Source organism: Rhizocola hellebori, from assembly GCF_016862955.1.
Taxonomy (GTDB): Bacteria; Actinomycetota; Actinomycetes; order Mycobacteriales; family Micromonosporaceae; genus Rhizocola; species Rhizocola hellebori.
The window spans coordinates 1-20,192 of sequence record NZ_BONY01000002.1 but is presented as its reverse complement, the minus strand read 5'-3'; the positions used below and the strand labels follow the sequence as shown (position 1 = coordinate 20,192).

The following is a 20,192-nucleotide window of genomic DNA, read 5'->3' as shown; positions in this document are numbered from 1 at the left end:
CGGCCGCTCGGGCGGCCGGCCCCGGCCCGCCTCCCAGGAAGCGGCAAAGGCGGGCCGCGCAGACAGCGGCGAAGGCGGCGCGCGGATCGGCTACGGCGGGCACAAGGTGGCGGCGCGGCTCGGCCCGGCCGAGCGGCAGGTGGCGGCGCGGTTCGGCGTGGGCGAGCGGCAGGTGGCGGCGCGGCTCGAGCTAGGGCGAGCGGAAGGTGGCGGCGCGCAGGTCGGCTTCGATGCGGGAGGCGGCGGTGAGCAAGGGCGGCAACAGCTCCTTGCGCATCGACTCCAATGAGGCCCGGCTGGCGTGGGCTGAAACATTAACGGCCGCAACCACTTTGCCGGTCTTGTCGCGGATCGGCGCGGCCAGCGCGCGCAGGCCTTCTTCAAGCTCCTGGTTGACCAGCGACCAGCCCTGGGTGCGCACGCGCAGAAGCTCGGCGCGCAGCGCCGCGGCGGAGCCGACCGTGCGGGAGGTGAGCCGTTCCAGTTTCACCTGGGCCACGTACGCGTCGAGCTCGTCGTCGGGCAGGCCCGCCAGCAGCACCCGGCCCATGGATGTGGCGTAGGCGGGGAAGCGCGTGCCGACGCTGATCGCCACCGTCATGATGCGGCTGGTGGGGACCCGGGCGACGTAGACTACGTCGCCGCGGTCGAGCACCGACACCGACGAGGACTCGTTGACCTCGCTGACAAGCGCCTCCAGGTGCGGCTCGGCGACCTCGGGCAGCGACAGGCTGGAAAGATAGGCGTAGCCCAGATCGAGCACCCGTGCCGTAAGCGAGAACAGCCGACCGTCGCTGCGCACGTAGCCCAGATCGGCCAGGGTCAGCAGGAATCGGCGGGCGGCCGCCCGGGTGACTCCGGTCGCGACGGCGACCTCGCTGAGGGTCAGCTCGGGATGCTTGGCGTCGAACGCGCGGATCACGGCCAGCCCACGTTCCAGCGACTGGACGAAATCGGCGTTCGGTCTGGTCACGCCCTGCGTCATGAGCCCTCCACCTCGGACAGAACGCGCTGCGCCACGGCGAAGGCGGCGTTGCCTGCCGGAGCGCCCGCGTAGACGGCCGCATGCAGCAGAACCTCCTGGATCTCGGTCGGGGTCACCCCCAGCCGGACCGCCGCTTCGATATGGATCGCCAGCTCGTGCTCACAGCGAAGCGCGGTGAGCAAGGCAAGGGTAAGGCAACTTCGGGTGCGCAGGTCCAGCCCGGGTCGCGACCACACCTGTTCCCAGGCGCTGCTGGTCACCCATTGCTGAAACGGCGCGGTGAACTCGGTCGTGTTGGCCTGGGCGCGGTCCACATAGCCATCGCCGAGCACCGCCCGCCGGGTGCTTTCGCCTGATGTCATTGCCCCTCCCGGGTCTCATGGGCCAGCAGCGCCCGGTCCACCAGGGCCGTGGCGGTGTGCGCTGTCTGGACATCGGAGGTCGCCAGCAGCGCCAGGTTGGCGGCCATGGCGTCGTCGTGGACCCGCAGCCCGTCGAGGCTGGCGCGCAGCCACGCCGCCGCCGACCCGGTCGAGGTCAGCAGCTCGCGTTGGGCGCGAAACTCGGCATGCCAAGCGCCCGCGGCCCGCCCGTGCTCCTGGATCATGGCGGCCAGCAGGGTTGCCACCAGCCCCGGCGCCTGCATCGCGCAGGAGACAGCCATTATCGCGGCGATCGGATTTCGCTTGTGCGCCATGGCCGACGATGCGCCGGGCGCCGCCTCGCTGACCTCCGCCACCTCCGACTGGGCCAGCAGCGTGATGTCCCGCGCCACCTTGCCGACCACCCCGGCCGCCCCGCCGAGCGCAGCCGCCAGCTCCGCGACCCGCAGCCGGTTGGTGTGCCAGGAGAGCAAAGGCGTTGCCAGGCCCAATTTCTGAGCATATTTTCCTTGGTACCCGATCAGCCTGCCCACCGGCCCGCCAAGCTGAACGGCCAGCCGGGCGCGCCGCACCTCCCGCAGCCACGCGGCCGCCTCGTCGAGCGCGACCAGCCATCCCGCCGCGGTCATCCCGAAGGTCACCGGCTCGGCCAGCTGGAGCAGCGTGCGTCCCGTCATAGGCGTAGCACGATGCTCGCGGGCCAGCCGGGCAGCCGCTTCGGCCGCCGAGTCGAGGTCGGCAAGAAGCGCGCCAAGGGCGCGATGGGCCACCAGCATCCCCGCCGTGTCAAGGATATCCTGGCTCGTCGCTCCAAAGTGGACAGATGCGGCCACCTCCTCGGTCAGCCGCGCCCGCAGCGCCCGCACCAACGGCAGCACCGGATTACCCGGCGGCCCCGCGTCGGCAGCCGGCTTCCCCGCCGCCCCTGTGCCCGCGCCGGGCTCACCCGAGCCTGCTGGATCCGCGTCGTGGTCGCTCATTCCGGCGGCGGCGTTGGCGAGGTCGCTGATGTCGAATTGCTCAGCGTGGCACAGCTGGGCGATCGCGGTGGCGTGGGCCTGGGGGATCAGGCCCTCATCGGCTTGCACCGCCGCGAGCGCCGCCTCGGCGTCGAGCAGCGCCTGCAGCCACGCCTCGTCGCTGACCGCGTCGCGCACGGCACCCCGAGCCTGCAGCTGGTCGAAGAGCCCGGGCCGGTCAGAGGGCGAAGAAGGTGGTCTCATGCTCGCCCTGCAGGTGGATGTCGAAGGTGTAGCCGTCATCGGCGGCGCGGGCCAGCAGGGTGGCCCGGGCGGTGTCGTCGAGCGTGGCCAGCACCGGATCGGTGGCGTTGAGCTGCTCCTGGTCGGGGAAGTAGATGCGGGTCACCACCCGGTTGAGCAGGCCGCGTGCGAAGACCGACAGGACCAGGTAGGGCGCCTTCACGGTGTGCAGCGCCCAGTTGCCCTCCTCGTCGGTGGGGCAGCGGCCGAATCCGGAGAACTCGTCGGTGACCTGCCAGCTTTCGATCAGCGCGTCGGGCACGGGGGCGTTGACGCCGTCGAAGACTTTTCCCCGTACCCAGAAGGAATGGGGTTGAGAAAGCGGGACCACCAGCGGGCCTTCAGGGTAGGGCAGGGCGTGGGTGAAGAACGGGCCGATGGTTTGCGATGGTGTCATCAGGGCTCCATCGGGGTTGCCGACTGTCCACCCAGGACAATGTCGAAACGGTAGGCCAGCGCCCATTCCGGCTCGGTGGCGCTCAGGTCGAAGGCGGAGATGAGCCGCTGCCGGGCGGCCGGGTCGCGCACCGAGTTGAGGACCGGGTCCTGGTCGAAGAGCGGGTCGCCGGGAAAGTACATCTGGGTGATGAGGCGCTGGGTGAACGCCCGCCCGAACAACGAGAAGTGGATGTGCGCGGGACGCCACGCGTTGTCGTGGTTACGCCAGGGATAGGCGCCGGGCCGGATGGTCTGGAAGCGGTAGTGGCCCTGCGCGTCGGTGACGCAGCGGCCCACGCCGGTGAAGTTCGGGTCGAGCGGAGCGGGATGCTGGTCGGCCCGGTTGGCGTAGCGGCCGGCCGCGTTGGTCTGCCACACCTCGATGACCGAGTGGGGGATGGGACGGCCGGTGTCGTCGCGCAGCACCCCGTGCACGATAAGGCGTTCGCCGATCGCTCCCTGCCGCGTCAGGTCGCTTTCGTGCGCCTCCACCGGACGATCGCTGAAGGTCGGCCCGGTCAGCTCGGAAACGCTGAGCTGCAACGGAACCGGGGCCTTGCTCGGCGCGCGCAGCAGGGTCGACTTGTAGGCGGGCCACAGCAGCGGCGGATGCACCGTCATACCTCACTCCTTTTCACCAGGTCGCGCAGCAACTCCAGCTCCTGCGCGGTGGGCTGCGGGGTCACCGCGACTTGCGCCGCTATCGCCAGCGGCCATCCGGTCTGGCGGCGGGCGGTTTCCGGGTCGACCCCGGGATGCACGCTGGTGAGGGTGAGCTCGCAGGTCTGCGGATCGGGCTCGAGCACCCCCAGGTCGGTGATCACCATGACCGGGCCCTTGCCGCGCAGGCCAAGGCGGGCCCGATCGCCGGGCCCGCTGCCGTGCCCGACCGAGGTCACGAAGTCGAGCCGCTCCACGAAGCTGCGCCGGCTCTGCCGCACGATGAGGATCACCTCGCGACAAGACGCGGCGATCTCGGGGGCGCCACCGGCCCCGGGCAGCCGCACGCTGGGCCGCCGATAGTCGTCGCCGATCACCGTGGTGTTGAGGTTGCCGAACCGGTCGACCTGAGCGGCGGACAGGAAGCCGACGTCGATGCGTCCCGGCTGCAACCAGTAGTTGAAGATCTCGGGCACGCTCACCACGGCATCGGCGGTTTCGGCCAGCTCGCCGTCGCCGATGGACAGTGGCAGCTTGCTGGGCTTGGCCCCGATGGCCCCGGATTCGTAGATGAGCACCAGCTCCGGCGCGTGCAGCCGGCGGGCCAGGTTGGCTGCGGTGCTGGGCAGACCGATGCCGACGAAACAGGCGACGCGCCCGGCGAGCGCCCGCGCCGCGGCCACCGTCATGATCTCTTCAGCTTCCCAGTTCATCTGCCAGCCACCCGGTGAAGGTATCGCGGTCGCGGCTGATGGCGTCCCATCGCCGGTAATAGAGGTTGTCCCGGTCGTAATAGCCCTGGGCGTAGGACGGCTTCGCGCCGCCCGGCACCACCGCCACCGCGGTGATCACCCATGACGGCAGCACGACGGCGTTGGGACGCGCGTCGAGTTCCTCGACTATCTCTTCCACTGTTACCAGGCAACGCTTCGCGGCCAGGACGGCTTCCTTCTGCACCCCGGCCAGCCCCCACAGCTGCACGTTGCCCTTGCGGTCGGCGCGCTGGGCGTGGATGACGGCCACGTCGGGGTTGAGCGCGGGCACGGCGGTGAGCACCTCGCCGGTGAACGGGCAGGTCACCGTGGCCAGGCTGGAGGTGTGCCGGACCAGATCGGTGCCGGTGTAGCCGCGCAGCACGGCGAAGGGCAGGCCGCTGGCACCCGCGGTATAGCGGTTGGCCATGCCGGCGTGGCTGTGCTCCTCGATCTCCAACGGGGCCGGCCAGTCGTTTTCCACCGCGTCGCGCAGCCGGTGCAGCGAGCCGACGCCGGGGTTGCCGCCCCAGGCGAAGATGAGCCGCCGGGCGCAGCCCGCGCCGATCATCTGGTCGTAGACGATGTCGGGCGTCATCCTCGCCAAGGTCAGGTCACGTCGGCGCTGTCTGATGATCTCGTGCCCGGCCGCTACCGGGATAAGGTGGGTAAAGCCCTCGAGCGAGACCGTATCGCCGTCGTGGACCAGCGCGGCGATGCCCTCGGCCAGACCGACCAGCTCCGCCATGTTCACGTCCTCCGGAATGCCTTCGCTTTGTGCGCTGTGCGAACGGACGTTCTCTCAACGCACATTAGAGAACCATCCCGACCGCAGTCAATGGGTTGACGCTCCCCGTGCCGAGTCGTACGTTCTCGTAGAGAACGAGCGTGCGATCTCCGAACAGGAGCCCTCGAATGAGACGAAGTATCGCCACCCTAGCGCTCGCCACGGTCCTGCTAGTGGCCGGTTGCTCGAACACGCCGGCCAATACCCCTAACACGACACCTGGCGCGCCTGACACGGTGAACGTCGGCGTCATCGCCATTCTTGACGTAGCACCGATTTATCTGGGCAAGTCAAAAGACTTCTTCACTAAACGCAATATCAACCTTAACCTCATCCAGGCCACCGGCGGGGCGGCCATCGTGCCCGCCGTGGTCAGCGGGCAATATCAGTTCGGCTTCAGTAACATGGTCTCGCTGCTGATCGCCAGCAGCAATGGCCTGCCGCTCAAGGTGGTCTGCAACGGCAACAACTCCACCGGCGTCGACGGCTCCGACTTCGCCGCGCTGATGGTGAAGGCCGACAGTCCAATCAAGACAGCCGCCGATCTGGCGGGCAAGACGGTCGCCGCCAACACGCTGAAGAACATCGTCGACACCAGCGTCCGGGCGTCGGTGCGCAAGGCCGGCGGCGATCCCAAGTCCGTGAAGTTTGTCGAGCTGCCGTTCCCGCAGCAACCGGCACAGCTTCAGTCCGGCCAGGTCGACGCGGTCTTCGTCGTCGAACCGTTCCAGCAGGCGGTGCTGGCTCAGGGCGGCCGCAAGATTGCCTCGTCCTATGTGGACGTCGCGCCGAATCTGGTGGTGGCCTCCTACTTCACCTCGCAGCAGATGCTGTCGGGCAACCCCGATCTGGTGAAGCGCTTCACCGAGGCGATGAAGGAGTCGCTGGCCTATGCCGACTCCCATCCCGACGAGGCGCGGCAGATCATCGGCACCTACACCCAGATCGCGCCCGAGGTCATCGCCAAGATGACGCTGCCGAAGTGGCCGGCCGACGTCAACCGCCCAGCGGTGCAGACCCTTGCCGACCTTGCCCTCGGCGATGGCCTGCTTGCCAAGGCAGCCGACCTGAACGCTCTGCTGCCGTGAGGATGAGCCGGGCCCTGTGGGGTCTCGCCGGGCTGGCGATCTTCGCCGCGCTCGGCGAGGCCCTGCCTCGGCTCGGCCTCATATCGCCGCTGTACGCGCCGCCGCTGAGCCGCATCCTGTCCTTGCTCGGCGACCAGGTCCAGCAGCCCCGGTTCTGGACGGCGACCGTCGACACGCTGAAGACCTGGGCGCTCGGGCTGCTCATCGCCGTGGTCGCCGGGGTGGTGCTGGGGGTGGCCATCGGGGCCGTGCCGGTGCTGCGGGCCGCGACAGCCTCGACCATCGAGTTCCTGCGGCCTATCCCGTCGGTGGCGCTGATCCCGCTGGTGTCCCTGCTCTACGGCGCCACCATCACCTCCACCCTGGTGCTGGTGGTCTACGCGTCGTTCTGGCAGGTGCTCGTCCAGGTGCTGCACGGCGTGGCCGACGTCGACCCGGTGGCCCACGACACCGCCCGCGCCTACCGGCTCGGCCGCTGGGCGCGGGTGCGTTACCTGTTCTGGCCGACCGCGCTTCCCTATGCGGTGACCGGGGTCAGGCTGGCCGCGTCGGTGGCGCTGATCCTCGCCATCACCGGCGAGCTTCTCATCGGCTCGCCCGGGCTCGGGCGCGAGATCGGCAACGCGCAGGACAGTGGCGCGGTACCCCAGATGTATGCCTTGGTCATTGTCACCGGCCTGATTGGCTTGGCCGCCAACCTTTTCGCCCGCATGGCCGAGCGGCGGGTGCTCGCCTGGCATCCCGCCATCCGCGGTGAGGTGCCGGTATGACCCTCGCCAGACGGATCGTCACCCTGCTCGGGTTGCCCGTGGTTCTGGTCGCCACCTGGTGGTTCCTCAGCGCGGGCAGCACAGACTTCTACCGTCCTTCGCTTCAGCGCATCGTGACAGCCTTCCAGCAGACCTGGTTCAGCGAGCGGCTGGTCGTCGATGTGCTGCCCAGCGTGGCCCGGCTTGCGGTCGGCTATCTGATCGCGCTCGTGATCGGCATAGCGCTGGGCATGATGATCGGCGCAAACCGTTGGCTGCGAGCGCTTTGCGAGCCGGTGCTGGAGTTCCTGCGGGCCATCCCGCCACCCGTCCTGGTCCCGATCATCATGCTGGTCGCCGGGATAGGCAACACCACCAAGGTCATCGTGATCGTCTCCGGCTGCGTCTGGCCGGTGCTGCTCAACACGGTCGAAGGGGTGCGCGGGGTCGACGAGGTGCTCGCCGACACCTGCCGCAGCTACCGGATCACCGGCCTGAACAGGTGGCGTCACCTGGTGTTGCGCTCGGCCAGCCCGCAGATCGTCACCGGCGCAAGGCAAGGCCTGTCCGTCGGCATCATTCTCATGGTGATCAGTGAGCTGTTCGCCGCCAGCAGCGGCCTCGGCTTCACCATCGTGCAGTTCCAGCGCGGTTTCCAGATTCCGGAGATGTGGAGCGGGGTGCTGGTGCTCGGCCTGATCGGAGTTGTGCTCGCCCAGCTGTTCACCATCGCCGAGCGCCGCATTCTGGCTTGGTATCACGGGATTCGTTCCAGTCAGCGGGAGTGGTAAATGCTTGAGGTGCAGGGGCTGCGCAAGGTCTACGACGGGCACGGCCGCCGGGTCGAGGCCATCGCCGACCTGACCTTCACCGTGGGCGGAGGCGAGTTCGCTTGCGTGGTCGGGCCTTCCGGCTGCGGCAAGACCACCCTGCTGCGCTGCATCGCCGGTCTGCTGCCACCCACCTCGGGACAGGTACGGGTAGCCGGTGAGCCGATCGCGGTGGTGTTTCAGGAATACGGCCGCAGCCTGTTCCCGTGGCTGCGGGTGGCCCAGAATGTCGAGCTGCCGCTCAAGGCCGCCAAGATGCCGCGTGCGCAGCGCCAGCGCCAGGTCGACGAGGCGCTTGCCGCGGTGGGGCTCGCCGACGCCCACGACGCCTACCCCTGGCAGCTCTCCGGCGGCATGCAGCAGCGGGTCGCCATCGCCCGCGCGATCGCCTATGGCCCAAGCGTTCTGCTCATGGACGAGCCATTCGCCGCGGTCGACGCGCAGACCCGCGCCGACCTGGAGGACCTGATCCGTTCGGTGTGGCAGCGGCTCGGGGTCACCCTGCTGTTCGTCACGCACGACATCGATGAGTCCGTCTACTTAGGACAGCGCGTCATCGTGCTGTCGTCCGCGCCCACCCGCGTCGTCGAAAACATCGTTATCGACCTGCCCGGCGAGCGCGACCAGCTCACCACGCGCGCAGACCCGCGCTTCGCCGAGTTGCGCGCACGCATCTATGCCCACATCAAGAAGCTGCCCAGCCAGCGGGCTGAACATGGGAGCACACATGACCTATCTCGATAGCACCCTTTGGGAAAACAGGCCGCTGCACGGCGGCCAGACCACCATCACCGAGCCGGCCACCGGCAAGTCGCTGGGGGCCACCGGAGTAGCCGATGCCGACGATGTGGCCCAGGCGGCGGCGAAAGCCGTTGCGGCGCAACGTGACTGGGCGGCGGCCAGCTTCGAGCAGCGGGCCGCGGTGCTGCGCCGCGCCGGTGCGCTGATCGAGCAACACGCGCCGGAGCTGCAACGCTGGATGATCCGGGAGACCGGTTCGGTACAGGGGATGGCCGGGTTCGGCACCTATGTGGCCAGTCAGGAGTGCTACGAGGCGGCCGCGCTCGCGTCGCGGCCCATCGGCGAGATCCTGCCCACCGCCCAGCCGCGGCTGAGCCTGCTCAGGCGGGTGCCGGTCGGTGTGGTGGGGGTCATCTCACCGTTCAACGCGCCGCTGATCCTGTCCAGCCGCTCGGTGGCGCCCGCGCTGGCGCTGGGCAACGCGGTCGTGCTCAAGCCCGATGTGCGCACCTCCATCAGCGGCGGGTTCATCCTGGAGAAGGTGTTCGCCGACGCCGGGTTGCCCGAGGGTTTGCTGCACGTGCTGCCCGGCGGGGCCGACGCGGGCCAGGCGCTGGTCACCGATCCGCGCATCCGGGTCATCTCCTTCACCGGCTCGACCGCCACCGGCCGTGCCGTCGCCGAGCTCGCCGGGCGTCACCTCAAGCGGGTGCATCTGGAGCTGGGCGGAAACTCGGCGCTGGTCATCCTCGACGACGCCGACACCGATCGCGCCGTGTCCGCCGGAGCTTGGGCCTCCTTCCTGCACCAGGGCCAGATCTGCATGACCGCCGGGCGTCACCTCGTGCACGAAAGCGTCGCCGACGCCTATGTGGAGGCGCTTTCCGCGCACGCCAACAACCTTCCGGTGGGCGACCCGTCCGCCGGCGACGTGGCGCTCGGCCCGCTCATCGACGAGGCCCAGCGCGACAAGGTGCACGGCCTGGTCACCTCCACCGTCGATGCCGGGGCGCGGCTGGCCGCCGGGGGCAGCTATGAAGGCCTGTTCTACCGGCCGACCGTGCTCGACGGCGTGCGGCCCGACATGCCGGCCTACGCCCAGGAGGTCTTCGGCCCGGTGGCCCCGGTGGCCCGCTTCTCCAGCCTGGACGAGGCCGCCCAGCTGGCCGCCGACTCCGGCTATGGCCTGTCGCTGGGCATCCTCACCCGTGACGTGAGCAAAGGGCTGGCCCTGGCCGACCGGATCCCGACCGGGATCGTGCACATCAACGACCAGACCGTCAACGACGAGGCGGTGGCCCCATTCGGTGGGGTGGGGGATTCGGGCACCGGCGCCCGCTTCGGCGGCGCGGCCAACCTGGAAGCCTTCACCGAACAACGATGGATCACCGTTCGCGGCGACGTCCCGGCCTACCCGTTCTGATGCGCACCCAGGTCGCCATCATCGGCGCCGGCCCGGCCGGGCTGGTGCTGGCGCACCTTCTGCATCTGCAGGGCATTGATTCCGTGGTACTGGAAAGGCAGACCCGAGAACACATCGAGCGCCGCATCCGTGCTGGCGTGCTGGAACCGGCCACGGTCGACCTGCTGCAGGAGATCGGCCTGGCCGGTCGGCTGCTCGCGGAACGGCTGGTGCACAAGGGTTTGGAGCTGCTCTTCGACGGCGTCGGCCACCACGTGCCGCTGGCCGAGCTGGCCGGGCGGGAGATCACCATCTACGGTCAGCACGAGCTGGTCAAGGATCTGGTGGCCGCGCGCCTCGACACGGGAAGGCCGCTGCTGTTCGAGGTCTCCGACGTGGCCCTGCACGACCTGACCTCCGACCGGCCCCGGGTCACCTTCGTGCAGGACGGTCAGACCCAAGAGCTGCAATGCGATCTGATCGCGGGCTGCGACGGCTTCCACGGGGTGAGCAGACCGTCCATTCCCGACGGTGTGCTCACCGCCTTCGAGCATCTCTACCCGTTCGCGTGGCTGGGCATCCTCGCGCAGGCGCCGCCTTCGGCCGACGAGCTCATCTACGCGTACCACCGCGAGGGCTTCGCCTTGCACAGCATGCGTTCCCCGCACCTGACCCGCCTGTACTTACAGGTGCCCCCCGACGAGCAGCTCGCCGATTGGCCCGACGAGCGCATCTGGGAACAGCTGCGGGTGCGGCTGGCCCGCGACGACCCGGCGTGGCAGCTGACCGCCGGCCCGATCGTGGAACGCAGCATCACAGCCCACCGCAGCTTCGTCGTGGAGCCCATGCAATATGGCCGGTTGTTCCTGGCCGGCGACGCGGCCCACATCGTCCCCGCGACCGGGGCCAAAGGCCTCAACCTCGCCGTCGCCGATGTCGCCGCGCTCGCGCAAGCCATTGTGGAGAACCGGCTTGACGGTTATTCGGAACGGTGCCTGCGCCGGGTCTGGCGGGTGCAGCACTTTTCGTGGTGGATGACCTCGATGCTGCACCGCGTGGCCGACCCGTTCACCGAGCGCCTGCAGCTGTCCCAGCTTCGCTACCTCACCAGCTCCCCGGCCGCGGCCACATCCTTCGCCGAGAACTATGTCGGCCTGCCCTTCGATGGAGGAAACTGACATGCGAGACAAGCCGCCGTTCCGGGCCGACCACGTGGGCAGCCTGTTGCGCCCGGCAACCCTGCTGCGCGCCCGCGAGGAAAAAGCCCGGGGCGCCATCTCCGCCGAGCAGCTGCGCGCCGTGGAGGACGACGCGATCCGGGGCGTGGTAGCGATGCAGCGCCAGGCCGGGCTGCAATCGGCCACCGACGGCGAGTTTCGCCGCACCTCCTGGCACATGGACTTCATCTACCGGCTGGGCGGCATCAACCAGGCCGACGGGCGGATCACCGTGCAGTTCCGCAACGCCGACGGGTTGCTGGAGTTCACCTCGGCCGCGCTGGCCGTCACCGGGCCGGTGCGCCTGGGCGAGCCCATCTTCGGCGACGACTTCGCCTTCCTCAAGTCCGTAGTGGACGACGGCGTGACCGCCAAGCTCACCATCCCGTCACCGAGCATGGTCCACTATCGCGGCGGCCGCGCCGCCATCGACCCGGCGGTCTACCCCGACGAGGAGCAGTTCTGGGCGGACCTGAGCGCGGCCTACGCCCAGCAGGTGCAGGGGATCGCCGCGCTCGGCTGCACCTACCTGCAGCTCGACGACACCTCGCTGGCCTACCTCAACGACCCCGCCCAGCGCGCCATGCTCGCCGAACGCGGAGACGACGCCGAGCACCAGCACCTGCGCTACATCAAGCAGATCAATGCGGCGATCGCCGACCGGCCCGCTTCCCTCAACGTCACCACCCACATGTGCCGGGGCAACTTCCGCTCCTCGTGGGCGGCCGAGGGCGGCTACGATTTCGTCGCCGAGGCCCTCTTCTCCGAGCTGGCGGTCGACGGTTTCTTCCTCGAGTACGACGACGAGCGCTCCGGCGACTTCGCTCCGCTTCGCTTCGTACCCAAAGGAAAACAGGTCGTGCTTGGATTGGTCACCACCAAGAGCGGCGCGCTGGAATCCAAGGACGACCTCAAGCGCCGCATCGACGAGGCGGCCCAGTACATCCCGCTCGACCAGCTGTGCCTCTCCCCACAGTGCGGCTTCTCCTCCACCGTCGAAGGCAACGTGCTCACCTACGATCAGCAGGTCGCCAAGCTGTCCCTCATCGTCGAAACCGCCGCCGAGGTCTGGGGCTAGCGCAGGGGGACCATCGGAAAACGGTAGCGGATCATCGCGGTACCAACAATGCTGCAGAGATGACGGTTAGCGCGACTCCACCACCGCAGGTTCTGGCGGCATTCGGCGCCTATCGGGAAGCGGTGCCGCTGCCGGGCGGCCAGGGCCAGACCTGGCTTTCCGGGGAGGTGGTGCTCAAACCCGCCGGGCTGGAAGCGGAGACGATCTGGGTTGCCGAGGTGCTGTCGGCTCTCGTGGCGACGGCCCGGTTTCGGGTGGCCCGGCCGGTGCGGGCCTCGGACGGAAGCTGGGTGGTGCAGGGCTGGCAGGCCTGGCAGCGCACGCCCGGGGCACCCGATCCCCGGCGCTGGGACGAGATTCTGGTGGCAGGGGAGGCTTTCCACGAGGCGCTGGCCGGGATGGCGCGACCGTCGTTTTTGGATGAACGAGACGATCCGTGGACCTACGGCGAACGGCTGGCGTGGGAGGAGCTGCCGCTGCGCGGCGGCGAGGCTATGGCCGAACTGCTGCAGCCGCTGGCTTCGGCGCGCCGGGAGGTCCAGCTGGCGTCCCAGCCCGTCCACGGCGACCTGCTGGGCAACGTCATGTTCGCCGATCGGCTGGCCCCCACGGTGATCGACTGGCCGGTCTACTACCGCCCGGTGTCGTGGGCGCTGGCCGTGGCCGTGGTGGACGCCCTGACCTGGCACGCCGCACCCGCCACGCTCGTGGACCGCCTGAGCGACCGGCCGCAGTGGGACCAGATGCTGGTTCGCGCGCTGATGTACCGGATCGCCACCAGCGAGGGCCGTCGCCGCGTGGGATTGCCGGTACGGGAACACGCCGGCGTCTACCGGCCTGTCGTGGACCTGATCCTCGCCTGACTCTTCCCATCGGGTATACCCGATGCGTATAGTCGATGACATGACCGTCTCGTACGCGCTTCTCGGGCTCCTGCACGAGGCCGACCGGCATGGCTACGACCTCAAGCAGAGCTACGACCGCATGTTTGGTGGCACCCGGCCGTTGCGCTTCGGCCAGGTCTACCGCACGCTCTCGCAGCTGCAGCGGGACGGCCTGATCGCCATCGTCGGCGTGGAGGCGGGCGCGGGGCCCGACCGCAAACGCTATTCGATCACCGCGGAAGGGGTGACGGACTTGGAGCGCTGGCTGGCCGAGCCGGAGGAGCCGCAACCTCAGCTCCAGACGGTGTTGTTTCAGAAGGTGATGCTGGCCCTGCTGTCGGGCCGGTCCGCGGGGGAATACCTGGACGCGCAGCGCGGCGTCCACCTGACGGCGATGCGCGAGCTCACCACGGCAAGGCGCACCGCCTCCCTGCAAGACGGGTTGCTCATCGACTATCAGCTCTTCCACATCGAGGCGGATCTGCGCTGGATCGACCATGCGGCCGGCCGCCTGGACACTCTGGCTGCGGAGATACAGCTATGAACGAGCAAGCGCCACTTCTGATCGGCCGCGGGTTGCACAAGAGCTTCGGGCCCACCCTCGCGCTGCGCGGGGTGGACCTTTCGCTGGCAGCGGGCGAAGTGCTTGCGGTGATGGGGCCCAGCGGCTCCGGAAAATCCACGCTGCTGCACTGCCTGGCGGGCATCCTCACGCCCGACTCGGGCGAGGTGACCTTCGCCGGGCGCCGCATCGACCAGTTGCCCGATCGGCAGCGCAGCCAGTTGCGGCGAACGGCTTTCGGCTTTGTGTTCCAATTTGGACAGTTGGTGCCCGAGTTGCCCGTGGTCGAGAACATCGCCCTGCCGCTGCTGCTCACCGGAAAGAAGCGGCGGGTGGCCCTGGCCGCGGCCCAGGATTGGCTGCAGCGCCTGGGGCTGGGCGACATCGGGCAGCGGCTGCCGGGCGAGATCTCCGGCGGGCAGATGCAGCGGGCCGCCATCGCCCGCGCCCTGATCTGCGGCCCAAGCGTGATATTCGCAGACGAGCCGACCGGTTCGCTCGACTCGGTGGCCGCCGACGAAGTGATGGAGCTGCTCATCGACACGGCCAAGGCCACGGGGGCCGGGGCCGTGCTGGTCACCCACGAGCCGCGGGTCGCCGCCTACGCCGATCGCCAGGTCACCGTCCGCGACGGCCGGATCGCCCAACCTGCCACCGTGCTGGGGGCGTCATGAACCTGTTGCTGGGGATCCGGATGGTGCTCGGGGGCGGCCGGGAGAGCATGGTGCGCATGGCGCTGATGGCCATCGGCATCGCGATCGGGGTGCTGCTGGTGCTGCTCGCGCTGACCGCCCTGCCGGTGCTGCAGACCCACACCGACCGCCTGGCCTGGCATCGCACCAATGTGAACAGCCCAGCCACCGCACCGGATCCGGCGCTGTGGCTGGCCGTCACCGACCGGTACGCGGGCAAGGACGTCATCCGGGTGCACGTCGCCGCGCTCGGGGCGCACCCGCCTGTCCCACCCGGCATCAGCCGGTTGCCCGGCCCGGGCGAGGTGTTCGTCTCGCCCGCGCTTGCCGAGCTGATGGCGGCCACGCCCAGCGATCAGCTGCGCGACCGGTTCCCGGGGCGGATAGCCGGAACCATCGGGCCGGAAGGGCTGATCGCCCCGGCCGAGCTGGTGGGCATCGTGGGGCAGGCCCCACAGCAGTTGCGCCAAACCCTTGGCGCAACTGAGATCCGCGGCATCGAGCAGCCGGGCGAGCGGCGCGATCTGATCGAGCTGCTGGGAATCCTCGTCGGCATGCTGGCCGCGCTCATCATCGGGCCGGTGGCCGTTTTCGTCGCCATGGTCACCCGGCTCGGCGGTGCGCGCCGCGACGTGCGCTTCGCCGCGCTCCGGCTGGCCGGGGCGACCCGATGGCAGACAGCGGTGTTCGCCGCGGTGGAGACCGTGGGCGCGGCCATCGCCGGAGTTCTGCTGGGCTGGGCGGGGTTTCTCGCTGTCCGGCCGCTGGCGGCGGGCTATATCACGCTGGGACACGGCATGCCGATCTTCGCTTCGGATCTGCGGGTCCCCACCGGGCAGCTGGTGCTGGTGCTGCTGGCCGTGCCGTTGCTGGCCGGGGCCACCACCTTGGTGAGCCTGCGTCCGGTGCAGATGACACCGCTGCAGGTGCGCCGGCGCACGCGGCGGCGGCCGCCCTCGGCCTGGCGGCTCCTGCCGGTGGCCGTGGGACTCCTTGGTGTCTGGGCGATAACTAAGGCCCAAGCCAACCCGGCGCTCGCCGAAGACCTTCGGCTCGGGCCACTTTCGCTGCTGGCCGCACTGTCCATTGTGGTGGGACTCTTCCTGTCCGGATCGTGGGTGTGCATGTGGATCAGCCGGGGTATGGCGCGGCTGAGCGGCAGCGCCACGTCGCTGATCGTGGCGCGGCGGGTGGCGGCCGACCCCTACAGCACCTTCCGGGCGGTCAGCGGTGCGGCCCTGGCCATATACGTGGCCACCTGGCTGAGCCTGTCCGCCGCGCACGAACGGCAAACCCAGCGCGACGTCACCTCTGCCCTTGATCCCGGAGTGGTCGCCGTACACGTGCAGGGGGCATCGCCGGAATCGGTTGCCGCGCTCATGTCCGGCGATGCGGTGATGGCGCGGGTGGGCCCCAACGCGAAGGTCGTGGTGGCGTGCGCCGAGCTGGCCAGGGTGACCTCGGTGCGCTGTCCGCTGCCGACCGACCCCAGCGGATGGGACACCCTCGAAGGCGCACAGGCGGAAGACCTTTTCATGCTGCCATATCCCGGGGTCAGCGCCGCCGACTACATCTTCGGCCCCAGGGCTTTCGCCGAGCCCGACGCCGAGTCCGCCCAGCTTCCCATCCAGACACTGTTCATACCCACCGACGGCACCCTGGCCACACAGGAGCGCTTGCGGACCCTCGCCGCGGTCACGATTCCGGCTTCGCGCAGCAAAACCGACGACGACCTGCCCGCGCGAGAGGCCGTGGACACGTCCGGCTTGGACGCCGCCCTGCCGCCGGTGATGGTCTTCGTGCTGCTCGTCGCGGCGTGCAGCCTCACTGTGTCGGCGATCAACGGGCTGACCGAGCGCCGTCGCCCGTTCGCGTTGCTGCGCGCGTCCGGGGTGCGCCTCGGCGAGCTGCGCCGCATCGTGCTGCTCGAGACCGGAGTTCCTTTGGCGGCAACGGTTCTGGGCGGGGTCGGCGTCGCCATGGTGGCCGCCTATGTCAGCGTCTCGCCCAGCGAGTGGGTGTGGCCGACCGGCGGCTTCCTCGCCGGTCTCGGCGTCGGGGTGCTGGCCGCCTTCGCGGTTTCCTTGATTGCGTTGCCGCTCATGGATATCGCCACCCGCCACGACAGCATCCGGTTCGAGTGAGCCGGCTATACCCGATGGGTATAGCCAGCTTCCGGGTCAGCGTGAACGTCCGTTGTTGGCATCGCCCAGCGCGAACGCGACTGAGCTGCTGGTAACCGGAGACCGCCCCGGCGGCGAAGAGCTCGATAACGCCCGAGCCCGTGCCGCGCAGCTTGATGAAAACCAGGTCGCCCAGACCACTGGTACCCGCATGATTGGTGAAAGAGGTGAACGGCGCCGCAGCCTGATGGGCCTCGATGTTTCCGGCGATGCGCACCCATTGCTTGTTGGACCCCGACCTCACGGCTGGTATGGGTCAGGCGGCGGATAGGCCCAGGCCGCTGACGAGGACAGCACCACCGACCCGGTCCGCGTGGCCAACAGCATCGCCAGTCCAGCCATCAGCCGGCTGCTCCATGACCGTGCGGCATAGCTTGGTCTGCCCTGGAATGGAAGATCGTTTACATTCACGTCGGTTCCTTCGCGAAAGCGCCTCGGCACGGCGAGTGGACAGTGTGGACACCGTCTCCGCGTGGCCTTGCAGGTGGCTTTCACGGGGCACATATCGATCGGCCTTACGGGTTATCCTGGCTGCCGCGATGGACTTTCATGTATTGGGCCCGCTGGTCGCCTACGCCGACGGAACCCCGGTGGAACTGGGGCGACGCCAGGAGCGGCGGCTGCTGGGTCTGCTGCTGCTCGAAACCGGTAACCCGGTGCTCATCGACCGGCTCGTGCAGTTGCTGTGGGAGCAGAACGCCCCGGCCAGTGCCCGGGCGGCGCTGCACACCCATGCGGCCCGCCTGCGGGCCCGGCTGGCCCCCTTCGGCGTGCGGCTGGAGACCAAGGACGCCGCATACCGTTTGGACACCCCACGGGACAGGGTCGACGCGCACCGGTTCACCGACCTGGTCGCGGCCGCGACCGCGATCCAGCATCCGGTCAGCCGGGCGGCCAAGCTCGGCGAGGCGCTGGCGCTGTGGCGCGGCGAGCTGCTGGCCGACGTGGTGGAAGAAGATCTTCGGGAAAGGCTGGGCAGCCGCCTGATCGGGCTGCGCCTGCACGCCGTCGAAGAGAAGGCGCTGGCAGACCTGGCCACCGGCCGGCACGGCCAGGTGGTCACCGACCTGACCACACTGGTCGAGCAGCATCCGACCAGGGAAACCATGGTGTGTCTGGTGATGACCGCGCTGTACCGCTGCGGGCGTCAGGCCGAGGCGCTGGCTGTCTACCGGTCCACTCGCGACCAGCTGGTGGAGCAGCTCGGCATAGAGGCCGGGCCCGATCTGCAGCGCCTGCACGGGAAGATCCTGCGCAACGATCCGTCGCTGACCGAGCCGGACCTGTCCGCGACGGACGGATCGGTGGCCGTGCCCCGGCAGCTTCCGCTCGATGTGCGCGGTTTCGCCGGCCGTCAGGCCGAGCTTGAGCGCCTCGACCGGCTGGTCGCCGGCCAGTCCAGCCTCACCACCGTGGTCGCGGTGTCGGGAATGGGCGGTGTGGGCAAGACCGCGCTTGCCGTGCACTGGTCACACCGGGTCAGCGAAGCCTTCCCGGACGGCCAGCTCTACCTTGATCTGCACGGCTTCGATCCTTCCGCTGCCCCGGTGACGGCCGAGGAGGCCGTTCGCCGGTTGCTTGACGGGCTTGGGCTGGCGCCCAAACATGTCCCGGCCGCAGCCGATGCGCAGATCGCGCTCTACCGCAGTCTCACGGCCACCCGCCGCCTGCTGGTGGTGCTCGACAATGCTTGCGACACCGGCCAGGTGCTGCCGTTGTTGCCCAGCGGGCCGGCCTGCATGGCCATCGTGACCAGCCGGGACAGGCTGACCGGGCTGATCGCCTCGGCGGGGGCTTTCCCGCTTGCCGTGCCGCCGCTGGCGCTGGACGAGGCCCGCGCTCTGCTGGCCCTGCGCCTCGACCAGACCCGGATAGCGCAGGCGCCCGAGGCCGTGGACCAGATCATCGAGCGATGCGCGTCGCTGCCGCTGGCCTTGACCATGGTGGCCGCCGAGGCCGCCATGCGCACGGACATCCCGCTCGACCATCTCGCCGACGGGCTGAGCGCCATCCACCACCGGCTCGACGCGTTCGGGGTCGGCGACGCGGGCGTGCGCGGGGTGTTCACGTGGTCATATCAACGGCTCTCGCCCGCCGCGGCCCGGGTGTTCCGCCTGCTGGGCGTGCACCCGGGCCCGGATGCTTCGCTGAGCGCCATCGCCAGCCTGGCCGGGCAGCCGGTGGCGCAGATCCGTCCCCTGGTCGACGAGCTGGCACGCCTTCACCTCGCCAACGAGGGCAGCATCGGCCGGTACGGGTTGCACGATCTGGTGCACGAATACGCGGCCGAGCTCGTGGAGCCCGATCCGGAACGCGATGTCGCCACCAGGCGCATGCTTGATCACTATCTGCGGTGTGGCTACGCGGCGGCAATCAGCTCGTACCCGACCCGCGACCGGCTTGAGCTTCCGGAAGCGATGCCGGGCGTCACCCTGGCGGATATCGTCGACAAGGATTCCGGCCTCGCCTGGTTCGCCGCCGAGTACCAGACGCTGCTCGCCGTCATCCGATCGGCCGCCGACACCGGGCATGACACCTACGTCCCCCGGCTGAGCTGGACATTGGAAAGCTACTTCGATTCGCGTGCCGCCAACCGGGACTGGCGCGAGATGGACACGGTGGCCGTGCGCGCCGCCGAGCGCTGCGGAGACCTGCTCGGCCAGGCCGTCGCCCACCGCAGTCTGGCCCGGGTCACCGGCCGCCTAGGCCTCTACGACGACGCTGAAAAACACTGCCGCCGAGCCCTGGAGCTGTTCACCGAGCTGGGCGATCCAGCCGCGCAGGCTCACAGCCACGTAGCCTACGGCTTCATCACCGAACGGCTCGGCCGCCTAGACGACACCATCGAGCACACCCGCCACGCACTACACCTGTTCCGCCAGGCCGGACACGTGGTAGGCGAAGCGCGGGCGGTCAACAACCTAGGCTGGTGTCACGCGATGCGCGGCGACTACGAGGAAGCGCTCGGCTACTGCCGCCAAGCCGTTGCCCTGCAACAGGTAGCGGGCAACCGCACCAGCGAGGCGCTGGCCTGGGACAGCCTAGGCTACGTACACCGCCAGCGAGGCACCTTCGCCGAAGCGATCGATTGTTACGAACATGCCGTCGCCCTGCACCAAGCGGACTCCAACCAAGCCTACGAAGCCGAGGCATGGCAGACCCTAGGCGAGGTCCACGTCGTCGCCGGCGACCTGCCCAACGCCCGCAAAGCCTGGCTCCGCGCCCTGGCAATGCTGCGCGACCTCGACCCCGCCGAAGCCGCCCGGCTGCAAGCACAACTCGACTCCCTAAACCACGCCTAGCCCGCCCCTCGACCGCCGCGCGACTTTCACCCCAGCCGTTTCGCGCTCAGCGTGCGCCGCAACCGCTTCCACACCACAGATTTCCGCGGTGCAGACTCGGCGATCCTCTCCCGGCAGCATTCCTCGGTTGCGCGCTGTGAGTTTGTGTGGCATTTCTTGGCGCCGGTCCGTGGTGGTTGCGCGCCGCGAACTCCCGT

19 protein-coding genes are annotated in these 20,192 nt (G+C 69.3%); 12 read left to right on the top strand and 7 right to left on the bottom strand.

The genetic code is table 11. The features are described 5' to 3' along the window. Positions 1–190: 190 nt before the first annotated feature. Genes Rhe02_RS02005 through Rhe02_RS01975 form a run of 7 tightly spaced genes read right to left on the bottom strand, consistent with a single transcriptional unit; the run spans position 191 to position 5,228 of the window. A complete protein-coding gene (locus tag Rhe02_RS02005) occupies positions 191–985 on the bottom strand; it encodes an IclR family transcriptional regulator domain-containing protein (RefSeq protein WP_203906287.1) in 795 nt (264 codons plus the stop codon). Continuing rightward, positions 982–1,347 carry a carboxymuconolactone decarboxylase family protein gene (locus tag Rhe02_RS02000; RefSeq protein WP_203906286.1) on the bottom strand — a complete coding sequence of 122 codons (366 nt, stop codon included), beginning with the start codon at positions 1,345–1,347 and terminating at the stop codon, positions 982–984. Before Rhe02_RS02000 ends, Rhe02_RS02005 begins: the two co-directional genes overlap by 4 nt. Then, entirely contained in the window at positions 1,344–2,591 is a 1,248-nt protein-coding gene (locus tag Rhe02_RS01995) for a lyase family protein (protein WP_203906285.1), read from the bottom strand. The genes Rhe02_RS02000 and Rhe02_RS01995 overlap by 4 nt, the downstream gene beginning before the upstream one ends. Then, positions 2,566–3,027, bottom strand: coding sequence for a peptidase associated/transthyretin-like domain-containing protein (locus tag Rhe02_RS01990; protein WP_203906284.1), 462 nt, complete (start codon positions 3,025–3,027; stop codon positions 2,566–2,568). The genes Rhe02_RS01995 and Rhe02_RS01990 overlap by 26 nt, the downstream gene beginning before the upstream one ends. Then, positions 3,027–3,689, bottom strand: coding sequence for a protocatechuate 3,4-dioxygenase subunit beta (gene pcaH / locus Rhe02_RS01985; RefSeq protein ID WP_203906283.1), 663 nt, complete (start codon positions 3,687–3,689; stop codon positions 3,027–3,029). The genes Rhe02_RS01990 and pcaH overlap by 1 nt, the downstream gene beginning before the upstream one ends. Further along, positions 3,686–4,441 (bottom strand): CoA-transferase subunit beta, encoded by a 756-nt coding sequence (locus tag Rhe02_RS01980; RefSeq protein WP_203906282.1) that lies wholly within the window; start codon positions 4,439–4,441, stop codon positions 3,686–3,688. Before Rhe02_RS01980 ends, pcaH begins: the two co-directional genes overlap by 4 nt. Continuing rightward, entirely contained in the window at positions 4,425–5,228 is an 804-nt protein-coding gene (locus tag Rhe02_RS01975) for a CoA transferase subunit A (RefSeq protein ID WP_203906281.1), read from the bottom strand. Before Rhe02_RS01975 ends, Rhe02_RS01980 begins: the two co-directional genes overlap by 17 nt. Before the next feature lie 167 nt (positions 5,229–5,395). Between Rhe02_RS01975 and Rhe02_RS01970 the strand changes: the two genes are divergently transcribed. The 12 genes from Rhe02_RS01970 to Rhe02_RS01915 all read left to right on the top strand — a co-directional run bounded on the left by Rhe02_RS01970 (position 5,396) and on the right by Rhe02_RS01915 (position 19,995). Continuing rightward, on the top strand, positions 5,396–6,355 hold the full coding sequence (locus Rhe02_RS01970; RefSeq protein WP_203906280.1) for an ABC transporter substrate-binding protein: 960 nt from the start codon (positions 5,396–5,398) through the stop codon (positions 6,353–6,355). A 2-nt stretch (positions 6,356–6,357) separates the two neighbouring features. After that, entirely contained in the window at positions 6,358–7,125 is a 768-nt protein-coding gene (locus Rhe02_RS01965; protein ID WP_203906486.1) for an ABC transporter permease, read from the top strand. Next, positions 7,122–7,895, top strand: coding sequence for an ABC transporter permease (locus Rhe02_RS01960; RefSeq protein WP_203906279.1), 774 nt, complete (start codon positions 7,122–7,124; stop codon positions 7,893–7,895). The genes Rhe02_RS01965 and Rhe02_RS01960 overlap by 4 nt, the downstream gene beginning before the upstream one ends. Continuing rightward, on the top strand, positions 7,896–8,678 hold the full coding sequence (locus Rhe02_RS01955; protein WP_203906278.1) for an ABC transporter ATP-binding protein: 783 nt from the start codon (positions 7,896–7,898) through the stop codon (positions 8,676–8,678). Continuing rightward, a complete protein-coding gene (locus Rhe02_RS01950; protein ID WP_203906277.1) occupies positions 8,662–10,098 on the top strand; it encodes a benzaldehyde dehydrogenase in 1,437 nt (478 codons plus the stop codon). The genes Rhe02_RS01955 and Rhe02_RS01950 overlap by 17 nt, the downstream gene beginning before the upstream one ends. Further along, entirely contained in the window at positions 10,098–11,255 is a 1,158-nt protein-coding gene (locus Rhe02_RS01945) for a 4-hydroxybenzoate 3-monooxygenase (RefSeq protein WP_203906276.1), read from the top strand. The genes Rhe02_RS01950 and Rhe02_RS01945 overlap by 1 nt, the downstream gene beginning before the upstream one ends. Before the next feature lies 1 nt (position 11,256). Then, positions 11,257–12,372, top strand: coding sequence for a 5-methyltetrahydropteroyltriglutamate--homocysteine S-methyltransferase (locus Rhe02_RS01940; protein WP_203906275.1), 1,116 nt, complete (start codon positions 11,257–11,259; stop codon positions 12,370–12,372). Positions 12,373–12,431: 59 nt separating this feature from the next. Further along, entirely contained in the window at positions 12,432–13,235 is an 804-nt protein-coding gene (locus tag Rhe02_RS01935; protein ID WP_203906274.1) for a TIGR02569 family protein, read from the top strand. 40 nt (positions 13,236–13,275) lie between these two features. Continuing rightward, complete coding sequence (locus Rhe02_RS01930) at positions 13,276–13,800, top strand: PadR family transcriptional regulator (protein WP_203906273.1); 525 nt, start codon at positions 13,276–13,278, stop codon at positions 13,798–13,800. After that, complete coding sequence (locus Rhe02_RS01925) at positions 13,797–14,492, top strand: ABC transporter ATP-binding protein (protein WP_203906272.1); 696 nt, start codon at positions 13,797–13,799, stop codon at positions 14,490–14,492. The genes Rhe02_RS01930 and Rhe02_RS01925 overlap by 4 nt, the downstream gene beginning before the upstream one ends. Further along, positions 14,489–16,654 (top strand): FtsX-like permease family protein, encoded by a 2,166-nt coding sequence (locus Rhe02_RS01920; RefSeq protein WP_203906271.1) that lies wholly within the window; start codon positions 14,489–14,491, stop codon positions 16,652–16,654. Before Rhe02_RS01925 ends, Rhe02_RS01920 begins: the two co-directional genes overlap by 4 nt. A gap of 578 nt (positions 16,655–17,232) precedes the next feature. Then, on the top strand, positions 17,233–19,995 hold the full coding sequence (locus Rhe02_RS01915; RefSeq protein WP_203906270.1) for an AfsR/SARP family transcriptional regulator: 2,763 nt from the start codon (positions 17,233–17,235) through the stop codon (positions 19,993–19,995). The last annotated feature ends 197 nt before the right edge of the window (positions 19,996–20,192 follow it).

Coding starts and splice junctions, on each gene's coding strand:
- Rhe02_RS02005 (WP_203906287.1), bottom strand. CDS start 985: ATGACGCAGGGCGTGACCAGACCGAACGCCGATTTCGTCCAGTCGCTG.
- Rhe02_RS02000 (WP_203906286.1), bottom strand. CDS start 1,347: ATGACATCAGGCGAAAGCACCCGGCGGGCGGTGCTCGGCGATGGCTAT.
- Rhe02_RS01995 (WP_203906285.1), bottom strand. CDS start 2,591: ATGAGACCACCTTCTTCGCCCTCTGACCGGCCCGGGCTCTTCGACCAG.
- Rhe02_RS01990 (WP_203906284.1), bottom strand. CDS start 3,027: ATGACACCATCGCAAACCATCGGCCCGTTCTTCACCCACGCCCTGCCC.
- pcaH (WP_203906283.1), bottom strand. CDS start 3,689: ATGACGGTGCATCCGCCGCTGCTGTGGCCCGCCTACAAGTCGACCCTG.
- Rhe02_RS01980 (WP_203906282.1), bottom strand. CDS start 4,441: ATGAACTGGGAAGCTGAAGAGATCATGACGGTGGCCGCGGCGCGGGCG.
- Rhe02_RS01975 (WP_203906281.1), bottom strand. CDS start 5,228: ATGGCGGAGCTGGTCGGTCTGGCCGAGGGCATCGCCGCGCTGGTCCAC.
- Rhe02_RS01970 (WP_203906280.1), top strand. CDS start 5,396: ATGAGACGAAGTATCGCCACCCTAGCGCTCGCCACGGTCCTGCTAGTG.
- Rhe02_RS01965 (WP_203906486.1), top strand. CDS start 6,358: ATGAGCCGGGCCCTGTGGGGTCTCGCCGGGCTGGCGATCTTCGCCGCG.
- Rhe02_RS01960 (WP_203906279.1), top strand. CDS start 7,122: ATGACCCTCGCCAGACGGATCGTCACCCTGCTCGGGTTGCCCGTGGTT.
- Rhe02_RS01955 (WP_203906278.1), top strand. CDS start 7,896: ATGCTTGAGGTGCAGGGGCTGCGCAAGGTCTACGACGGGCACGGCCGC.
- Rhe02_RS01950 (WP_203906277.1), top strand. CDS start 8,662: ATGACCTATCTCGATAGCACCCTTTGGGAAAACAGGCCGCTGCACGGC.
- Rhe02_RS01945 (WP_203906276.1), top strand. CDS start 10,098: ATGCGCACCCAGGTCGCCATCATCGGCGCCGGCCCGGCCGGGCTGGTG.
- Rhe02_RS01940 (WP_203906275.1), top strand. CDS start 11,257: ATGCGAGACAAGCCGCCGTTCCGGGCCGACCACGTGGGCAGCCTGTTG.
- Rhe02_RS01935 (WP_203906274.1), top strand. CDS start 12,432: ATGACGGTTAGCGCGACTCCACCACCGCAGGTTCTGGCGGCATTCGGC.
- Rhe02_RS01930 (WP_203906273.1), top strand. CDS start 13,276: ATGACCGTCTCGTACGCGCTTCTCGGGCTCCTGCACGAGGCCGACCGG.
- Rhe02_RS01925 (WP_203906272.1), top strand. CDS start 13,797: ATGAACGAGCAAGCGCCACTTCTGATCGGCCGCGGGTTGCACAAGAGC.
- Rhe02_RS01920 (WP_203906271.1), top strand. CDS start 14,489: ATGAACCTGTTGCTGGGGATCCGGATGGTGCTCGGGGGCGGCCGGGAG.
- Rhe02_RS01915 (WP_203906270.1), top strand. CDS start 17,233: ATGGACTTTCATGTATTGGGCCCGCTGGTCGCCTACGCCGACGGAACC.